15 protein-coding genes are annotated in these 18,070 nt (G+C 59.7%); 9 read left to right on the forward strand and 6 right to left on the reverse strand.

Annotated elements, in window-relative coordinates; all coding sequences use genetic code 11:
* The first annotated feature begins 114 nt into the window (after positions 1-114).
* Together NG895_RS09960 and NG895_RS09965 are read left to right on the forward strand one after the other, a co-directional pair.
* Positions 115-1,578 (forward strand): Mur ligase family protein, encoded by a 1,464-nt coding sequence (locus NG895_RS09960; RefSeq protein WP_252852335.1) that lies wholly within the window; start codon positions 115-117, stop codon positions 1,576-1,578.
* Positions 1,579-1,991: 413 nt separating this feature from the next.
* Positions 1,992-3,131: a UDP-N-acetylglucosamine--N-acetylmuramyl-(pentapeptide) pyrophosphoryl-undecaprenol N-acetylglucosamine transferase gene (locus tag NG895_RS09965; RefSeq protein WP_252852336.1), complete on the forward strand. Its 1,140-nt coding sequence runs from the start codon at positions 1,992-1,994 to the stop codon at positions 3,129-3,131.
* Positions 3,132-3,330: 199 nt separating this feature from the next.
* Here the strand turns inward: NG895_RS09965 and NG895_RS09970 are convergent, their stop codons facing one another.
* The gene (locus NG895_RS09970) at positions 3,331-4,392 is read right to left on the reverse strand and encodes a helix-turn-helix domain-containing protein (protein WP_252852337.1); all 1,062 of its coding nucleotides are present in this window, start codon (positions 4,390-4,392) and stop codon (positions 3,331-3,333) included.
* 697 nt (positions 4,393-5,089) lie between these two features.
* On the opposite strand from NG895_RS09970, the gene NG895_RS09975 reads away from it, so the two are divergent.
* Complete coding sequence (locus tag NG895_RS09975; RefSeq protein WP_252852338.1) at positions 5,090-5,467, forward strand: hypothetical protein; 378 nt, start codon at positions 5,090-5,092, stop codon at positions 5,465-5,467.
* Between the two features lie 665 nt (positions 5,468-6,132).
* A complete protein-coding gene (locus NG895_RS09980; RefSeq protein WP_252852339.1) occupies positions 6,133-7,071 on the forward strand; it encodes a hypothetical protein in 939 nt (312 codons plus the stop codon).
* A 211-nt stretch (positions 7,072-7,282) separates the two neighbouring features.
* Here the strand turns inward: NG895_RS09980 and NG895_RS09985 are convergent, their stop codons facing one another.
* The 4 genes from NG895_RS09985 to NG895_RS10000 form a co-directional block, all read right to left on the reverse strand.
* Complete coding sequence (locus NG895_RS09985) at positions 7,283-8,173, reverse strand: alpha/beta hydrolase (protein ID WP_252852340.1); 891 nt, start codon at positions 8,171-8,173, stop codon at positions 7,283-7,285.
* A gap of 281 nt (positions 8,174-8,454) precedes the next feature.
* A complete protein-coding gene (locus NG895_RS09990) occupies positions 8,455-9,153 on the reverse strand; it encodes a 3-keto-disaccharide hydrolase (RefSeq protein WP_252852341.1) in 699 nt (232 codons plus the stop codon).
* A gap of 132 nt (positions 9,154-9,285) precedes the next feature.
* On the reverse strand, positions 9,286-10,542 hold the full coding sequence (locus tag NG895_RS09995) for a glycosyltransferase (protein WP_252852342.1): 1,257 nt from the start codon (positions 10,540-10,542) through the stop codon (positions 9,286-9,288).
* 78 nt (positions 10,543-10,620) lie between these two features.
* Positions 10,621-11,646 carry a reverse transcriptase family protein gene (locus tag NG895_RS10000; protein ID WP_252852343.1) on the reverse strand — a complete coding sequence of 342 codons (1,026 nt, stop codon included), beginning with the start codon at positions 11,644-11,646 and terminating at the stop codon, positions 10,621-10,623.
* A gap of 388 nt (positions 11,647-12,034) precedes the next feature.
* Between NG895_RS10000 and NG895_RS10005 the strand changes: the two genes are divergently transcribed.
* From NG895_RS10005 to NG895_RS10020, 4 genes are all read left to right on the forward strand, one after another.
* Complete coding sequence (locus NG895_RS10005) at positions 12,035-13,240, forward strand: CCA tRNA nucleotidyltransferase (protein ID WP_252852344.1); 1,206 nt, start codon at positions 12,035-12,037, stop codon at positions 13,238-13,240.
* A gap of 132 nt (positions 13,241-13,372) precedes the next feature.
* Complete coding sequence (locus NG895_RS10010; protein ID WP_252852345.1) at positions 13,373-13,561, forward strand: hypothetical protein; 189 nt, start codon at positions 13,373-13,375, stop codon at positions 13,559-13,561.
* Between the two features lie 151 nt (positions 13,562-13,712).
* On the forward strand, positions 13,713-14,255 hold the full coding sequence (locus NG895_RS10015; protein WP_252852346.1) for a hypothetical protein: 543 nt from the start codon (positions 13,713-13,715) through the stop codon (positions 14,253-14,255).
* Positions 14,239-14,409, forward strand: coding sequence for a hypothetical protein (locus tag NG895_RS10020; RefSeq protein WP_252852347.1), 171 nt, complete (start codon positions 14,239-14,241; stop codon positions 14,407-14,409). The genes NG895_RS10015 and NG895_RS10020 overlap by 17 nt, the downstream gene beginning before the upstream one ends.
* 307 nt (positions 14,410-14,716) lie before the next feature.
* Here the strand turns inward: NG895_RS10020 and NG895_RS30575 are convergent, their stop codons facing one another.
* Positions 14,717-16,282: a sigma 54-interacting transcriptional regulator gene (locus NG895_RS30575; RefSeq protein ID WP_252852348.1), complete on the reverse strand. Its 1,566-nt coding sequence runs from the start codon at positions 16,280-16,282 to the stop codon at positions 14,717-14,719.
* A 511-nt stretch (positions 16,283-16,793) separates the two neighbouring features.
* On the opposite strand from NG895_RS30575, the gene NG895_RS10030 reads away from it, so the two are divergent.
* Positions 16,794-17,945 (forward strand): hypothetical protein, encoded by a 1,152-nt coding sequence (locus NG895_RS10030; protein WP_252852349.1) that lies wholly within the window; start codon positions 16,794-16,796, stop codon positions 17,943-17,945.
* Positions 17,946-18,070 lie beyond the last annotated feature (125 nt).

The raw sequence follows: 18,070 nt of genomic DNA on the forward strand, positions 1-18,070 counted from the left end.
CGATCCGCGAAACAGGCACTTGTCCGGTGCAACTCCCGCGCTGCCAAGGATGGTAGCAGCAACGGACAACCACCAACGTGGTGGACCCAAACGGCAAGACAGGAGGTCGCGCCGATGATACTTCGTACTCATCCTACTACCGTACATGGAACGCTCGTTTCTCGCGCCTTGCCCGAGGCCCAATTGGCAGGCGGAAGCGATGTGGCTGTTAACTGCGTGACCGACAAGTTCATGGCGGTCCAGCCCGGCGATGCATTTGTTGCCTGCGAGGATGCCGGCGACATACACGCGGCTGCGAAAGCTGCCGTGGCTCGCGGTGCCGTGGCGGTGATTTCCGATCGTTTCCTTCCCGTGTTTGGCGTGGCCCAATACGTGGTCGACGACGCCCGCGCGGCCTACAGCCAGTTGTGCCATGCGATTCTCGACTGTCCCAGTCGCGAATTGAACGCCGTGGCGATTGCCGGTACCCACGGCAAGACCTCCGTGGCGATGGTGCTCGATTCGATTCTCAATGTTGCCGGTCGCAGCGCCGCTTCGGCGACTAACCAATTCACCCGCATCGACGGCCAACGAGCTCGTTTCGTGCTGCCGACCACGGCCCCGGCCGTGGCGGAGTTCCTGGACGAAGCGCTGGCCAGCGGTTGCCGCCAGGCCGTGGTGGAGTTGTCGGAAGACTCGCTGCGAACCAAGGTGGCGCAGGCCGCGGAGTTCGACGTGGTTTGCCTGACCAACCTGCATAGCCATCGTGCCGATGCCAACCTGTCGCCGCAATCGAGTCGCGACACCGTGGCCTCGGCGCTCGAGATGCTCACGCCCACCGGCATGGCCATCTTCAATGCGGACGACCAGGACTCGATGCGAGTGCTGAGCGAGTTCGACGGACCGGCCCTTACGTTCGGCCTGCACAGCCCGGCCGACATCACCGCTTCGATCGTCGAAAAATACACCAACGAACAAGTCGTCCTGCTTACCATCGGCGACGAGTCGGCTGCCGTGCGAACGAAAGTAATCGGGGAAACGCACGTGGCCAACTGCCTGGCTGCCGCTGCCATCGCTAAAGTCTACGGCGTGTCGCTTCGCGAAATCGCCCAAGGCATCGAGCGAGTGACCGTGGTGCCGGGCGTCATGCATCGCTTCGACGCGGGTTTGGGTGTCTCGGTCTTTCTGGACCGTGGCAACACGCCCATCGCTCGCGGCGCGGCACTCACCACCGCTCGGGGCGTCGCCACCGAGAAGGTGATTGCCGTGGTCGACCACTCCTGCTCGGTAACCGAAGCCCTGGCCGACAAGACCGTGGCAACCCACGGGCTGGCCAACGAACACGTGGTGACCGACGCGGTGGCCAAGGTGTTGGCCGCCTTGCAGGTGAGCGATACCAAGCAACTGCGAACCATTACCGAAAAGCTGACCGGTATCGCTCTGGCCATCCTGTCCGCCAACGAAGGCGATGTGGTCGTGGTCAGTGGACTCGACTCGAGCACCGCTCGCCAGCGTCGCGCGTCGGTCAGCATCAGCGAGGCCCAAATGATTCAATCCTTGATGTACGAGTTGGCTGCCCAACAAAAGAAGGCTGCCTAAGCAATACACGCCAGCGGAACTGCGAGCCGCTGGCACTGATACCTGTTCTCTCTTCCAGGCCAAGGCCCGGGAGAGCAGACCAATAACCACCAACCATACACTAACCAAACCATGCTGTAGCTTCGTCGTTGGTCGTGCGGATTGCGGGGTCTTGCACGACTGCCCTCCCCTTGGGTTGGAGCATTTTCAGCCGGCTGCCAGGCAATTACTGGGTCGATTGCCCGCGCCGGTGCTTCGCGACGGAGCTAAGAACTGAGCGTCGGGGTGGCGAATCATCGCCGCCCCGGCGACTCAGTGGATACAACGAAGGGGGAAGGCAGAAGGGCGAAGGGGATACCAGCCAGCTGGCTGGTGCCTTCACACTTCTGAAGTTCCCTTCTTCCTTCTGCCTTCCCCACCTCCGCGTTCTAGCCATGTCCAGTTCTCTTGAAGTTGTGATTGCCGGTGGTGGTTCGCCGGGCCATGTCTATCCCGGGCTTGCCATTGCCGATGCGCTGCGAGCACGGTTGCCGAACGTTTCGATCCTGTTTGCTGGCACCGGGCGGCCGCTCGAACGACACCTGGTGCGGGCCGCTGGTTACAATCACATGGCGCTGCCCGCCAAGCCTGCGCCGCACAACCCGCTGGAAGCGGTGCGGTTCATTACCGACAACGCCCTGGGCTTCATGGCCGCGGCCTGGATGCTTCGCGAACAACACACTTCGCTCGTCATTGGCCTGGGTGGTTACGCCAGTGCTTCGACGGTCCGTGCAGCCGTTGGGCGGGGCATTCCGACCGTGCTGCTGGAACAAAACGCCACGACCGGACGCACGACCAAGTGGCTCTCGGGCATGGTCGAATCGGTCTGCACCGGCTTCAAGGAAGTTACGCCGTATCTGTCGCCCGTGGCCGAGGTCGTTCACACCGGCACGCCGGCTCGCCCGCGGTTTCTCAAACAGTATCAACAATGGCAACAGCAGGGCGAGGTGGTCCGTCGCTCGCGCGAGCCCCGTATCGTGGTGCTCGGCGGTTCGGGCGGAGCGCAAACCCTCAACAAGCATATGCCGGACGTCGTGTCGCGACTGTCCGAGGAACTCAAGGACTGGCGGGTCGTCCATCAGACGGGCGAAGGTCAGTTGCAGTGCACTGAGGACCGGTACCCCAGCGACACGTCGCAGATTCTTACCGTTAGCTATATCGACGAGTTGGCCTCGCTGTTGTTCGAAACCGACATCGTGGTCTGCCGCGCGGGCGGAACCACCCTGGCCGAGTTGGCCCTGGCCGGAGTACCGGCCGTGGTGGTGCCTTTTCCCGATGCTTCGGAGAATCACCAGATGGCCAACGCCGAGGTGTATCGCGAAGCGGGTGCTTGCGTCGTGGTGGACGAATGGGCCGCCGGCGACCGCTTGACCGACGAACTTACCAGCAAAATCCGCGAACTGGCTGCCGATCACCAGCGCCGCGAAGACATGAGCCGCGCGATGCGCGGCCTCGCCCACCCCGACGCCGCAGATGCCATCGCCAGCCGGTGCTGCGAGATCCTCTGCGGCACCGACATGCGAGTCGCCGCGTAGCTGCGAGCGCGCATCACAACTCAACGTGCCTGGAGTAGGACTCCACGCCCCGCGCGCACCTTCCCCGTAGCCACTGTCGCCAGACGGTGGACCTAACCACTAGAGCTGCAAGGTGCCTGGGGTCGAGCTCCGCGAGCCCCCAGCAATCAGCCCACAATCAACCGAGCGAAAACTCCTCGCGGACCGCGTGGCGTTCCGGCTATTTCAGCTTGTTCGTTTTGGGACAACTTCCGGGATCTAGATTCGTGGGCCCAAAACTCCCTGGCCCTTTCGACGGCGACGGCTGGCAAACCGCTGCTTTTTCCGATGCTTTTAGCGCCTCCGAAGAGTTTGTCCCCCCGCGTTGTTCCCCGCATGGTTCCGAGGCCGATGCAGAGGCTGACTCAGCGCGTTGTTTCCTGATCACCCCGATCAAGTCGTCGCGAAATTTCTGCAGCGCCTCCCAATCGACCACCAGGCCGGGCGCCGGCTGTTTGCCATACCGTGCCGGGTTGAGCTTCTCCAGATTCCTGGCCGACTGCTGCCACGTCTGCCCGCGCGGCGGCACCCACTTCGGCGGCACCACTGGCCCATCCATCGGCGGCACCGTGTCCGGTTGAGCCTCTGGCGGTGCTACGGGAGGATTTGGTGCGGCATCGTTGGAAGCATCGCTGGAGGGCGCGTCGGAAGCATCGTTTGAAGAGGCATGGGCGGAGTCAGCCGCGGCATCGTTGGTGGCAAAATCGCTGGTCCTTTCACCCGGCGCATAATCGCGCGGCCACCACGCAGGTTCGTAGGGCGGCAGGGTGTCGCCCGGCTTCGCAGCCAGCTCCGGAACCAGGTTCACGAACGCCTGATCGATCTTCCGGCCCAGGTACGCCTCATCCTCCCGAAACACGGCCGCACAGAGCACCGCATCTTTCACCTGGCCGGCAAGTTTGACCAGTTCCACGCGAGTCAAAGTGACTTTATCAGCCGCGTTGGCCGCATCCCGTCTGGCTTGCCGCTCCAAACGCCGTTTCTCCTGCCGATCGAGCAACCACGCCGCAGCCCGCCAATGGGTGTCCGCCTTCCGCTGGATGGCTTGTAGCGGCCGGAGCTGCACCGCCATCTCCGCGCGACGTACGCGGAGGTCGAAATCCTCATCAACCGTGCGCTCCCGCTTAATCGTCTTCCGGTCGCACCCCACGTAACGAGCAATGCTCGCCATGCTCATCCCGGCCGAAATCAGCGCGGTGATTTCGCCTTTTTTTACATCGTCCAACACTCGTGGTCGTGCCATTTTCCGGTTCTCCAGCGTTCGAGGGATATAAACATGCGTACACTTCATGCCGCATCCCCGTTATACCCCGCAGAGTGTAAAAAAATGAGCACAAACCAAGCAGAAACGCCGAGTTTTCACGTGGATACATTCGTAGCCGGATTCGCAAGAATTTGGAAGGCAGCAGGGGAATTTGAACAGAAGGTAACGAAGGAAACAAAGAAGTCGTAGGGTGGGTGGTTCCGTCGGCGGTGACAACCTGTCGTGGCGAGAGCATCTACCCGCCGATGGGTTCACCCACCATCTGCGTTGGGCTTCAACGGTGGGTGAAGTGAGCCGGTGGATACTCGTGTAAAACTGCGAATCGCTGCCCCGGCAGAACCACCCACCCTACGTACTTCGAGCACCCACCCTACGTACTCCACGAGGTGCCTGTAGCGAGTTAACCAGAAGGGAACAGATAGGACAGAAGGCGAAGAATACAACAGAAGGCAACGAAGAGAACGAAGACGTTCTGATGCCACCCCACCCCGGCAGAATCATCTGCGCTGCGAGATGGCTGGAAACGAGCTGCACAGGGGCATCGATCCGAGAGTGCTTCGGAGTTTCACGCTGACGCACTTTCTAATCGTCCAATCTGGTACAATACTGCCCAAGCTGTGACCGACAGAGGGGCACAGCTCCCGTAAACTTCCAATAGCTAGTTCGCGAAAATCAAATGAATGACGAACGTAGTGCCGAACGAAGTTACAAGCGTCATTTCCATATCAGCTTAAGGGCAGCACTAGCACTGATGCTGGTAGTGGCAGTCTATGGGGCAGGATGGGCTTCGCATGGGTGGTACAGCCAAAGGAATGACAAACTGCCCGGTCCTGTAACTGTTCAGTATGTCGAGAGCCTCGATATTATTGAGCTTGGAGGGACGCGTGACGACGTGAGAAGATTAACGCAGCTCATCGAAGAATTAAGGAAGTATGATCTGGACGTGATAAAGGTCAACGAAGACCTAAATAAGAAGGAGCGAGATGATATGAAAAAGTTCATTGAAGAGTTTCGAGAGAAGACCCAAGGGACGACAGACAAGAAGATCGATTAGAGTTCAACCGCTTGTCAAAGTATCATGGACGTCAGCGTCCAGCCTGGAGTTAGGACCTCGCCAGGTTATACCGGACACATCGTCCGGCGCAGCTTCTCGAAATCTCCAAACTCCCCGCGGTGTAAATGCCCATTCGAGCACTCAGTCGTAGGGTGGGTGGTTCCGTCGGCGGTGACAACTTGTCGTGGCGAGAACTTCTACCCGCCGATGGGTTCACCCACCATGGCATGGACTACACGCACAATCGGTGGGTGAAGTGAGCCGGTGGATACTCGTGTAAACTGGCTAATCGCTGCCCCGGCAGAACCACCCACCCTACCTGCTCCACGAGCGCCCAGTAGCGAGAAAAACAGAAGAGAACAGATAGGACAGAGGACGACAAATACAACAGAAGGCAACGAAGAGAACGAAGACGTTCTGATGACACCCCACCCCGGCAGAATCATCTGCGCTGCGAGATGGCTGGAAACGAGCTGCACAGGGGCATCGATCTAAGAGTGCTTCGGCGTGTCACGCCGAAAGCAATTGAGTTGCCCGGCCTAAATTGCTGAGGTGATGTACGCCGCCGTCAGATTGGTCTATAATCGAACTTGCACCAGGGAGGGTCACTCCTTTGCACTTACGGGCGTCTTCTAGAATGCGTCGGAGATGAAGCCGAGGGAAGCTTGGGCGCGCAGTATCTGCAACCGATAGAAACGGATACACTAGAACAAATTGTCATCTCACCAGGAGCTGGCAGCTTCATCGGGCTTGTTGCTGACCTCATGAGCACTCGACGATTCACACTGCCGATTGTGTGCGTAATGCTGCTTTGCGGGCAAAGCCATAGTTCTGCAGATACCAGTGAAGCGCTACGACACGAAACCAGCATTATCATCTCTCAACTGGCCGACGGCGAAGGTGAATTGGACTACGAGATTCGTATCGGTGGGCCTTCGCGCTACGTTGTGCCCGTTGAATCAGTCGCACTAACGGCTCCGGACGGTACACTTGTGGGTTGGCAAGTCGAGCGGGGCCGGTCTTACTCTACCGTATCTGCAGAGTCATTCGACGAACTAGAAACAAGGTTTTTTGGTGAGTGGAGTGTCGCCGAGACGCTAGTAGGTGGAGAACAGGTACACTATGAATTCACGCTGAATACCTTCGATTTGGTCGAAGTCTTTTCTGAAGTACCGACAATTCTGTCTCCCACCCCTGGTGCTACGGTACCTCTCGAGTTCACCGTGACTTGGGCATACGAAGATGGCACCATTCCGATGCTATCCACTATAGGGCGCACAGACTTATTGCAAGGAGTACGCTCCTTTAACACAGTTTCTACTTCACCGACGTCCTGGAACGTGGAAGTAGAACCCACAGGGGAGTTTGACCTGATAGATGTGACATTGAGCGCGGGCAACTCGATGCGAATGGAGAACGGGGTGAGCTTTGTCCCCCCAATCGATCGCATCAATGATGAATTCTACTTTGGGACCTTCTTTCGAACATTGTCTTCGCCAGTAGCTTTCGTCGTAGCAGTTCCCGAGCCGCCAAGCGGACTGTTCATGGCTAGCTTCCTTGTACTCGCGATTGCGTCTGGCGGTCGGGTAAGATCGGGTACATGAACCCCAAGCCTTCGCAGGGCATCAGGCCTTGTGTCGAACAGTCTCTCTGTAGCACGACGCGTCAGCGTGAAACGTCGAAGCAGACTGCATCAGCGAGCTAATCTGCCTCGGCCACATCGTCCTGCGCAGCCTCTCGAAATCTCCAAACTCCTCGCGGTGTAAACCCCCTTCGAGCACTCAGATCGCAAGTCACAGCACTCCCATCGCTCACCTACTTCCCCTCCGCCGACTCCTCCAGTAAATACTTGTCGAACCAGTCGAGCATCGCCCGCTGCATTTCTGCCGCATTCGTGGCGGTGATCAGGTTGTGCCCCACGTCGGGCACGATTTTCAATTGGTGCGGCACTTTGGCTTTGGTCATGGCTTTGTCGATCCAAGTTCCGTGCACCGCGGGTACCAGTTTGTCTTCGCCGCCCATCATCACTAGCGACGGGGCGTCGTCGGGGGTTACTTGCACCAGGGGCGAGAATTCTTCCGCCTTGTCCATCGGCAGGTTCAGCGCTGGGAAACTATGGTATTCGGATTGACCTTCGCTCGAGTCCCACACGATCACCCGCAAATCCGTGGGCGGAACCAGGGCCACCACGGCCTGCACGCGGCTCGACGTCTTCAGCAGCGGATCGGCCGCGTCGTCTTGTCCGTCTTCGCCGGTGGTGCCGAGCATCAACGACAGATGCCCGCCCGCGCTCATGCCGGTGACGCCGATGCGATTGGGGTCGATGTCGAACCGCTCGGCATTCTGCCGCACGAACCGCACCGCGCGGCGGACGTCCGACACCGCTTCGGGAATCGTGTACTTCGGGCTGCTGCCATGCCGCACGGCGAACACCGTGTAACCTTCCTTGAGGTAGAAGGCCAGGAAGTTGCGCGTCTGCTCGGGCGGCGCCCAGCGGGAGTACCAACCGCCCGAGACCATGAACAAGATGGCCGCCTGGTTCGACTCGCCCTCGGGGCGGAAGACGTCCATGGTCATCGCCAGGCCATCTTTGTGGCCGTACACCACATCGGGCTCGATGGCCGGTGCAGTGGCCTGTTCGCCCATGGCCTGCGTGGCGATCGACACGAAAAGTGCTAGAGCTACTAATGTGCTCCTGCCGTTCATAGAGTTGCCTCTCACTTGCTTAGTTCTTTGATGGGGGACAGCGGCCCATTGCGGTCTCGGGCCAGCTCCGGCTAGTGGAAAACTCTCTTCCTCGAACGCCGGAGGGTTGTTCAATTTACCCAGGGCGGCACTTGGACTCGTGCAACTCGTCCGCGATTGCCCTGGGCTATCTTATTTCGCCCCTTCGGGGCTGCCCTTGTTCGATCTTTCGCTTCCAAAATCCGTGTCGATCCGTGTTCATCCGTGGCAGATTTACTCCGCCCTGTCATCGGCCGCGTCTCTCACTTGCTGAGTTCTTTGATGGGCGTCAGTTCGAGCTTGCGGAACTCGACTTCGGAGCCCTCGGCTTGCACGGCGATTTGTCCCTGCTTGGTGGTGCAGTCGTAGCCGTAATTGACCAGGTCGCCGTTGACCCACACTTTGACTTTGTCGCCCACGCATTCGATGACCATCTTGTTCCACTCGCCCAGCGGCTTTTCGGAACCGTCAGTCAGGTTGAGGATCCGCCGTCGCTTGTTTCCATCGACGCCCCACTCCTCTTTGGGGCCGCGCCGCTTGACCATGTTGTCCACGGTGATGTCTTCGCCGATGCACCAGAAGTCACCAGCGTTCTCGTGCATCATCTGCACTTCGAGCGACTGCGGAAACATGCCGTACAGCCGCCGCGGCTTCGAGCTGTGCACCAGTACGCCACAATTGCCCGGCTTGTTGGCGAAGCGATACTCCACTTCCAGCCGGTAGTTGTCGTACTTCTTGTCGGTAATCAAATGCCCGCCAGGCGTGCCGAGGCTCACCAGCATGCCCTCGCGAACAATGAAGGGATTGCGGGCGTCGGGATTCTTGTCGTGCTCGGGCACGTCGATGTGCCAGCCGTCGAGGTCGGTGCCATTGAACAGCGAGACGGACTTGGGGGCTTCGTCGGCTCGCGCGGCACACGCCACACTGACAAATAGAACAAGAAGCAATCGCCTGTGATTCATGATGGTCTCCAAAGAAGTTGGCGGTACAGTGAGTCCGACAGTATACCCCCGGGGGCGACTGGTTGTCATGCAATCCCTCAAGGCATGCAAGACAACTGGGGACGAATTCCATTTCTTCGAAGCAATCTAAGCTCAATACGATTGCGGCGCACGCAGTTCGGCGGCCGCCATGCCGCGTTCGATGATGTCGGCGGCCATGACTGGACCGTTGAGTCCGGCAAACTCACCCTGCAATCGCTGGGCAGCCTCGCGATAACGGTTGTCGGCGAGCAACTCCTCCAGCCCGCGGCGGAGACGTTCGGGAGTGGCCCGCGAGATGGGGACCAACTGCCCGGCGCCCAGGTAACTCACGCGGCTGGCGACGCCGGGCTGATCGTTGGTGATGGGCAGGCACAGCAGCGGCAGTCCGCGCGAGAGGGCCTCGAGCGTGGTGTTCAGCCCGGCGTGCGTGATGACGGCCGACGCGCGGTCGAGCAGCTCCAACTGCGGGGCGTAGGGAACCACCAGCACATTGTCGGGCGGCGAGACCTGCAACGCCGCTTTCTGGCTGCCGAGCGAGAGCACCATTTGCACGTCGAGGCCGCGGGCCGACTCGGCAATCGCAGCGTACACCTCTTTCAGCTTGTTCTGCAGCGTGCCGAGCGAAGCGTAGACGAGCGGCCGCGTGTCGTCGAGCTTGTCCCAAGGGAAGGGCACGTCGCGATCGCGCGCGGCGGTGTGCCAGGGTGCGGTGTAGTGAAAATTTTCGGGCCGCGGATGGTCAGGAAAATCGAAACAGGCCGGCTGCTGTGAAACCACGGCCACGCCATGGTGGCTGTGGGGATCGGTGAGCATCGTCGGATCGATGCCGGTGGCGGTCGACACACCGCAGACACGAACGTACAGCGTACGGCACAGCCAGTTGCCGAAACGATTGCGCAGTCGCCCCCACATGTCGGGGCGATAGTTCCAGTTGAGTGGCGGCGGCGGCACCAGTGGGCTGAGGTGAATGGCCACCGCGTTGCAGGCCACGGCATACGGCACCCCTCGCTGTTCGGCCACCACGGTTGCCGAGGGAGCGATCTGATCGATCACCAGCGCGTCGATCTGTTGCTGATGGATCACGTCCCCCAACTCGGCGTAGGTAATCTCCATCGACTGCTTCAACAGCCGGCCGGTAAAACGCATGGCCGCCAGCCCCGACTTCTCGCCCAAACGGTCCCAGCCCTGTTCGAGCTCGGGCCGGTCGCACAGCGGCGCCCAGTGGATGCCGGCGCGGTCGGCAAATGGCTTGGCCCGTTGCGCGCCCAGCAGCGTAACGCGGTGGCCTCGCCGGGCGAGCTCCGCCCCCAACGTGGTGATGGGGTTCAAGTGCCCGTGTAGTGCCGGGGAGACCAAACCGTAGTGCATCTCGGGCGAGTTCCTGGGTGGGGATGCGGAGGTGACGTGCGTCGCTGAGGAATGGCCATTGTATCGATGAACACGGGGCTACCAAGAGATACTCTCAAATAGCGCCCGCAGCTTCGCCCCCCGCGCAGGGTTGAGCATCTCGAAGTGGGCGACCCGCCCGGCGAGGTGCTGTTGCCAGTGAGGATGGCCGTCGCGGTTCTGGCTGGCCGGACCGTGACGAGCGCAGTTGGTGAGCGTGGCCTTCAAACGGTCGAACTCGCTGCGGGAGACATTGGGATGGGAATTCACCACCACACCGGCAACCTGTTGTCGCTGGCTGGCGCGCATGATGCGCGTCTTGCGAAAGTTCAGCTGGAAGCCCTCGTCCATGGCCGTGGCGGCCACGTGCGTGCAGAATCGCTTCGCCCGGCGGGCCAAGTGGTCGTCGCCCGAGAACACCAGGTCGTCGGCGTAGCGGGTGTAGTTGCAATCAAGGGCTGCGGCGAGTCCCGCCAGTCGGCAGTCGAGGCGATAGGCCACCAGGTTCGCGAGCGCCGGCGAGGTGGGGGCTCCCTGGGGCAGGTGCGGAGCAGAGTATTGACTGGCCTGGTTAAACGCCAGGCGGTCGCCCGTGGTGGCAGCGAGCCAAACGGAACTGGGCGCCGCGTTGGTGCAAAGCCCGGCGAGCAAAGTGGCCACGTCCCTCGGATACCCCATGCCCCGGAACACGCCGCGCACCCGCGCCACGGTTATCGACGGGAAGAAGTCTTCCAGGTCCATGCGAATCACCACCCGCTGCCCCACATGCAGCAGCGCGTTGGTCTTGATGGAATGCCCACGGCGAAAACCATGCGCCGCGCGATGGGGCGGAACTTTGCCCACTATCTCCTCGAGCGCGGCTCGCTGCAGTGTTTTGAGTCGCGGTTTGGGCGATTCGATCAGTCGCACTTGCCCAAAGCGTTTGGCAAGCAAGCGATAGCGATAGTGCCGCAGCTGTTCGCTGTGCGTAGTGCGTTCGACATTCCGGCAGTCGGCATACCATGCCAGGCGGCTGAGCGGCAGACGAAACCAGTCGGCCAGGTCGAAGTCGTCCTGGAGGTTTGGCAGGCGAAAGCGACCTATCATTTTCCGAACAGCCATAACAAACCGGCAGCGAGGCACTTCAACAAGTCTGGTGGAGCGCGAGCCTCCCTATGTGGAGCATAGCGCAGCTCGCGCGACGAAATGCGAGTCCTTCCAACACCCCTGGGGTAACCCCAGAGTGACGAGCCGCCGACCAAAGGTCCGACGCTCATCCGCTTGAAGTGCCTCGCCGCGGTACGTTCGATTCTGTGACCGCGCCGCTCGGGCGTCAACTACGCGGGGAGGAAAGGCTCGCTCTGTTGCTGGGAGCGTGGTCGTGTAGAATTGCTGGCGGTGGTCTGATCAGCGGCCCGCGAACACTCGCCCCGGTTGTGTTGTCGCTGATAGAGATCCACTTTCGATTCCACTACCTCACCGATCCTCCTGTTAAATGGCTAGCGCTCAACGCCAATTTGCATGCGACGTCGTCGCCCAGCTTCGCCAGGCGGGGTATACCGCGTTGTGGGCCGGTGGCTGCGTGCGGGATCAGCTGCTGGGGGTGACGCCCAAAGACTACGACGTGGCCACTAGCGCCACGCCCGAGCAGGTTCGCGAGGTGTTTGGCCGGCGGCGGACCATTCCGGTGGGGGCCTCGTTTGGCGTGATGACGGTGCTGGGCCCGAAAGCGGCGGGGCAAATCGAGGTGGCCACCTTTCGTACCGATGGCGGCTACAGCGACGGGCGCCACCCCGACCAGGTGCAATTCTCCACGCCCGAGCACGATGCGCAGCGGCGCGATTTCACGATCAACGGTCTATTCTACGACCCGCAGGCCGACGAGGTGCACGACTACGTGGGCGGCGAGGCCGATCTGCTGGCGGGCATTGTTCGGGCGATTGGCGCCCCCGAGGCTCGCATCGCCGAAGACAAACTCCGCATGCTGCGGGCGGTTCGATTCGCGGCGCGGTTCGACTTTGCCATCGACCAGGCGACCCTCCACGCCGTGCAGCATCATGCCGGTGAGATCACGCAGGTGAGCGGTGAACGCATCGGCGCCGAGATGCGGGCGATGCTGGTGCATCCCAACCGCGCGGCCGCGCTGTCGCTGTTGCGGTCGACGGGGCTCGAATCGTACGTGCTGCCCGAAACCACCTCGCTCGCCGGCGAGCCATGGCAGCAGCTTTCGGTACGGCTTGGCCGGTTAGAAGGGGCTTCGTTCGCCTTGGTGTTGGCGGTTATGCTGGCCGAGATTGGCGACGTCCGCGCGGCCGAGAGCATCAGCGACCGCTGGAAGCTGGCCAACCGCGACGCCGATCGCACCGATTGGCTGCTGAACCACTTGCCAATCGGCCTGGCCGCGGACACGACGCCGTGGCCGCAGTTGCAGCGAGTGCTGATTCACGAAGGCGCTGCAGAACTGGTCGCCTTGGTGGCCGCCCAGCAAGGTGCCGACTCGCAGTCTGTGGTGCGGTGCCGCGAAAAGCTGGCGCTGCCCGCCGCAGAGCTCAATCCACCGCCGCTGGTGACTGGCGCCGACCTGATTGCAGCAGGATTACAACCTGGTCCGCAGTTTGGTGAATTGCTCGAGCGCATTCGCGACGCGCAGCTCGAGGGCAAAATCGCCACGCGTGACGAGGCGCTGGCGCTGGCCCGCTGAGTGCCGCGCGCGGCGAACCACGGTTGGCAGGGCAGGGGACATCGTCGATAACAGGGGGCACAGCAACGTGGGCATAGGCCTACACCCGCTGGTTTTTCTTTTCCGCATTCTTGTCCAACGGAGTCCATCCCCATGAAGCTCACCGACTTCTATAACGAGGTTTCCCGCCGTACCGATACCGCCAAGACGGAGATCAACGTGGCCGATACCAAGCGGGTGCTGAGCGAGGCCTTCCTGGTGCTGTCGAAAATGGACGCCGCCGATCTGGCCGACACGCTGGCCAAGGGGCTGGCGACGGCCAAGAAGAAATCGGCCAAGTAACGCCGCGCGGGGCCTGTGGGCTGCGCCGTAGAAATTCGTGGCAGACTTGCTCTAATAGGGGGACGAGTTGGCCGCTGCGCCGCGGCGCTTCCACACCACACGTTTTGTACGCCAAACGGGAAGATTTGCATTGTTCACCGACGGACTGATCGTGGCTGATTCCCCCGCACCCGCTTTCGACACGGCGTGGTTCATCCTGTTGGCAACCCGAGTCGTGCATACGGCCAGTGCCGCGGTGCTATTGGGCGGCTTGGTTTATCTGAAGAAGGTCGTAGCGCCGCTGGCCGAAGGGGCCGACGATACCAACGAAGCACTGTACCGAGGACGACGCGGCACCTGGGCCGGGCTCGTGATGCTCACCACCACGCTGCTGGTGTTCAGCGGGTTCTTCAACCTGTTCAACATCATGTCGGCGTACGAGAAGTTGCCGATGGCCTATCATATGGTGTTCGGTATCAAGTTCCTGCTGGCGCTGTTCGTATTCTTCGTGGCCGCCAGCACGGCCGGCAAGTCGTCTGCGGCCGTGAAGATGCAGTCGAACATTCAGAAGTGGCTCACGCTGGCGATCTCGGCGGCGCTGCTGGTTTTTGTACTGGGCGCCACCCTCAGGTCGTTCCCCAAGGTGCCCAAAACGATGGAAGACGTACCCGCCGCGCAACCACAGGTAGACGGAGAAAATGGACAAGAAAGCTAAGAAGCGAATCGAAGTGTTGCGGAAGAAGCTGAAGACGCTGGAGCAGCAACTCGCCGGCGCCAAGCAGCAGATGGACGACCCCGACGAGGTAAAGCAGTACGAGATGCAAATTGCGGCCGCCAAGGAAGAGATCGAAAAACTCAAGGCGAGCTGAGCAGCGCCACGCGACGCAATCGGCAGTCTCCTCGTGTTTTTGCCGCCAGTAGAATCGCGCAGGCGGCAAAGATGCGAAACGTTCGCAGCCCAGGACGATGAAGCTGCGGCAGACTTCGGTCTTCTCGAACCTGCTGAAGTGAACTGCACCGTTCTCAGGTGGGAAAACTCTCAACGGGCTCCAGGAGCCCCTGACCGAGCACATGATCCGTGCAGAGGTCGTCGCGACCGACGCGAGTTAACGGACGTGGCTACACACCGCTATCTGTACTGACGCCAAAGCGAGAAATTCATCGACGCTCCTGCCGTCACTCGGCAAATTCTCGAGCAAGGTCGGAATCCACTATTTCCTTGACCGTACGCCAGTCAACCCCGAGTCTTCTACCGGCCGCGCGATAACTTCCTGATCTAGAGTAGACGAGTGAGAAGTAAGCGGAGAGTAATTCGTCACGACTGAAATCGCCGTCTTCGACACTCTTAAGGAACCTTGCCACAGGTGCCTGTTCGGTTGGCGTCTTTCGCCCCGATGGAACGTAGTTCCCCCGGATCATGATGCTTCTTACGCATTGTTCCAACTCTCGGATGTTACCAGGCCAGGCATAGTCCTTGCCGAGGTTCTTGCTAACCCAGATGACAACCTCGTCCGTGAGTCGGCTTGCTTCTTCCGGAAGTTCGGGAAGCTGGCGTGTGGCAATGAATCGCACGAAGTTTGCGATGTCCTCAGGTGACTCTTGGAGTTGTACGCGGAGTGAAGGCGTCTCGATACGATCCGCACATAAGCGGTAGTAAAAGTCTTCCCGGAACCGTCCGGCTTCCATTTCGGCCGCCAAGTCTCGATTGGTGGCCGCGATGATTTTGCCTACAAACTTACGTGGCGTCGAGTCGCCAACACGTTGAAACTCACGACTCTGCAAGACTCGAAGAAGCTTGACCTGTAGCTGCGCGTCGAGATCGCCAATCTCATCCAGAAAGACCGTCCCCCACCGTGGGCACTCGGATTCATCCAGATAGCCTCGCCGCTCCGTCTTTGCGTCAGTAAATGCTCCTTTGGCGTGACCGAACAACTCTGATTCAATCAACGTCGGCGAAATTGCCGTCAAGTTAAGTCCCACGAAGCAGTCTGCATAGTTAGTTACGAATCGTCGGTTCTTTGAGTCAAACTCAAAAAAACGCGAATAGGCGATGGATTGGGCGACTAGCTCCTTGCCGGTGCCTGATGGTCCAGTGATCAGTGTGGGGATGTCGCCCATGAATCGGTGTAGCGCACTGAGGTAGCGCCGCATGTCATGGGTAAAGATGGACTGCCAAATTGCAGCTCGCAGTCGAGCAGCAGGCATGGAAGCGCCAACGATATGTCGAAAGATGTGGAAAAAGGCTCGCTCTACTTGAAACAGGCCTGCGAAGATCACATCACGATCCAAATTAGAAGGAAGTCTCTTCTCTGGTAGTTCGAGAAACCAATGGTAGTCCCCAGCAAAAGCATCGTAGCAATTGAGGATGTCATCTTCGGGCCGGTTGCGGAAGCGAACGGCGGGTAGATCGAGAGTGGTACTCATGTACCGAGCATAAAGCTGATAAATCGCGAGGTTTTCATAGACCTCCAGCTCACGTTCCGTCGCTGGTTCATGTGCGATTAGCTTTCCGCGCATTTTTTCCAGAAGCTGCTCGCTGCGTTGACGCAGGGCAGGTGCATTGGGAAACATGTCGCTCACCGAGCAGTCTGGGCGATACTGCAGGAACGGCTGCGAATGAGTGAACGACTTACCAAGTGCTTCCTGCTCCAACTCAATCCGCTCGGGTAAGAACGGATTCGCGTACCCGATCTCTGCGATCGCCACAGCAACCCGCCAGTCGCTCGAAGCTAATAGTGCCACTTCAGACTCCTGTGGTGCAGGGAATGTAGCAATAGGGTTCACGCAATGTACTACGGCCTCCGTCTGTAGGCAAGTTCGACTCAATGGGAGAAGCAGCGTAACTGATTTCCAGAAAACAACTTACGGCACGAGCAGCATGGTTGGCACGCCAATCGCTTTACGATGGGCAAACTCACATTCACTTGAGGGGAGCCTTTCCATGGCGATCGCCACTACAACCGCAAAACAGCAGCTCCGAGCTCGACTGATCAAATTCATGTCCCGGCCACAGCGGCACCGCTTGCTACATGGGTATCCACTCGCTGCAGCCATGCCCTATGCCGACCAGGAAACAAGGAGTCGCGCAGCTAACGGCGATGCAGCCTTCGAGTTGCCGCGACAGGAAGGGAATGAACTGCTTGTTGGTGTGCTCCCCCACCCATTCTGCAACCCGAAAATCCGTGGCTGCGGGTTCTGCACATTCCCTCATGAAACATTCAGTACTCTCAAAAGCTCTGCTGTAGCAAGAGCCGTGGTAAAAGAAGTCCATCAACGGCTCTCAACTCAGCCTGACCTGGAGAACGCCCGAGTTTCTGGTCTCTACCTTGGTGGTGGCACTGCAAACCTGACGCCGCCAGAGCCGTTTCGCCTGCTGGCTCAAACGCTTGCCGGTGCGTTTGACCTGACGGTCGCTGAAGTATCGCTCGAGGGGGTGCCGATCAATTTCCTGCGGGGGCGGCCACTGCTTATCGACGTGATGCAGGAGGAACTGCCATCGCGGCACTTTCGTATCAGCATGGGGATACAGACATTTTCCGAACCCCGCCTGGAGCAGATGGGGCGATTGGCGTTTGGCCGTCCATCGGTGTTTGCCTCGGTTGTTGAGGCCGCGCACCAGCGGAACATGACCGCTAGTGGCGATCTACTATTCAATCTCCCCGGGCAGCAACAGGTGGAGATGTGCGATGATGTTCGACAGGCAGTCGACATCGGCTTAGACCAGATCTGTCTTTATCATTTGGTCATGTTTCGAGGGCTTGGCACCATCTGGTCTCGTGACGAGCCATTGCTGTCATCGCTGCCCAGCAATGAAAAGGCTGCAGACAACTGGCTGGAACTCCGAGAGATCTTGCTGGACAACGGTTATCGGCAAACGTCGCTTACCAACTTCGAACGCAGTGAACTTGCCGACGATCCTCGACGCTACCGCTACGAGCCGATCAGTTATGAATCCGGTCATTGCCAGGTGCTCGGCTTCGGCCCCGCTGGGATTTCCTATTCAGCTGCGCCCGACTCGCAGTATGCGCTAAAAACAATGAATCCGGAGAGTTCAGCAGAGTATCTACAGGCCATTCATTCAGAGCGAACGATCTGGAATCGATATTTCCAGTATGAACAACAAGATCTGGAGTTGCTCCATTTCACTCGGCGTCTGGCCTCGCTGCGAATTGACAAAGGGCGTTTCTCAGAAAACTTTGGTACGTCCGCGTGGAAAAGATACCAGGATGAGTTATCCGTTCTGGTGGAAGAGAAGCTATTGCTCGATAGCCAACACGCTTACACCGTGTCGCCTCGCGGTATGTTCTTCTCCGACTCCATCGCTGCGCTGTTGACCGAGGGCCGCAGGCGTAACGGCCCTCGGTGGCGAAGAGTCCACAACGATAACAGCGGTGGTTACATGTGATTATCGCAGGCCTGTCAGGCAGAAAGTGACAGTGCTTGGGATTGGATGCTTGGACGTTGCAAGCGACACCTGGATTGGCGTTTGGAATCGTCGACGAGAACCACTCTTTCATTTTGTAGAGACTA

It is taken from the genome of Aeoliella straminimaris (assembly GCF_024054565.1).
Classification (GTDB): Bacteria; Planctomycetota; Planctomycetia; order Pirellulales; family Lacipirellulaceae; genus Aeoliella; species Aeoliella straminimaris.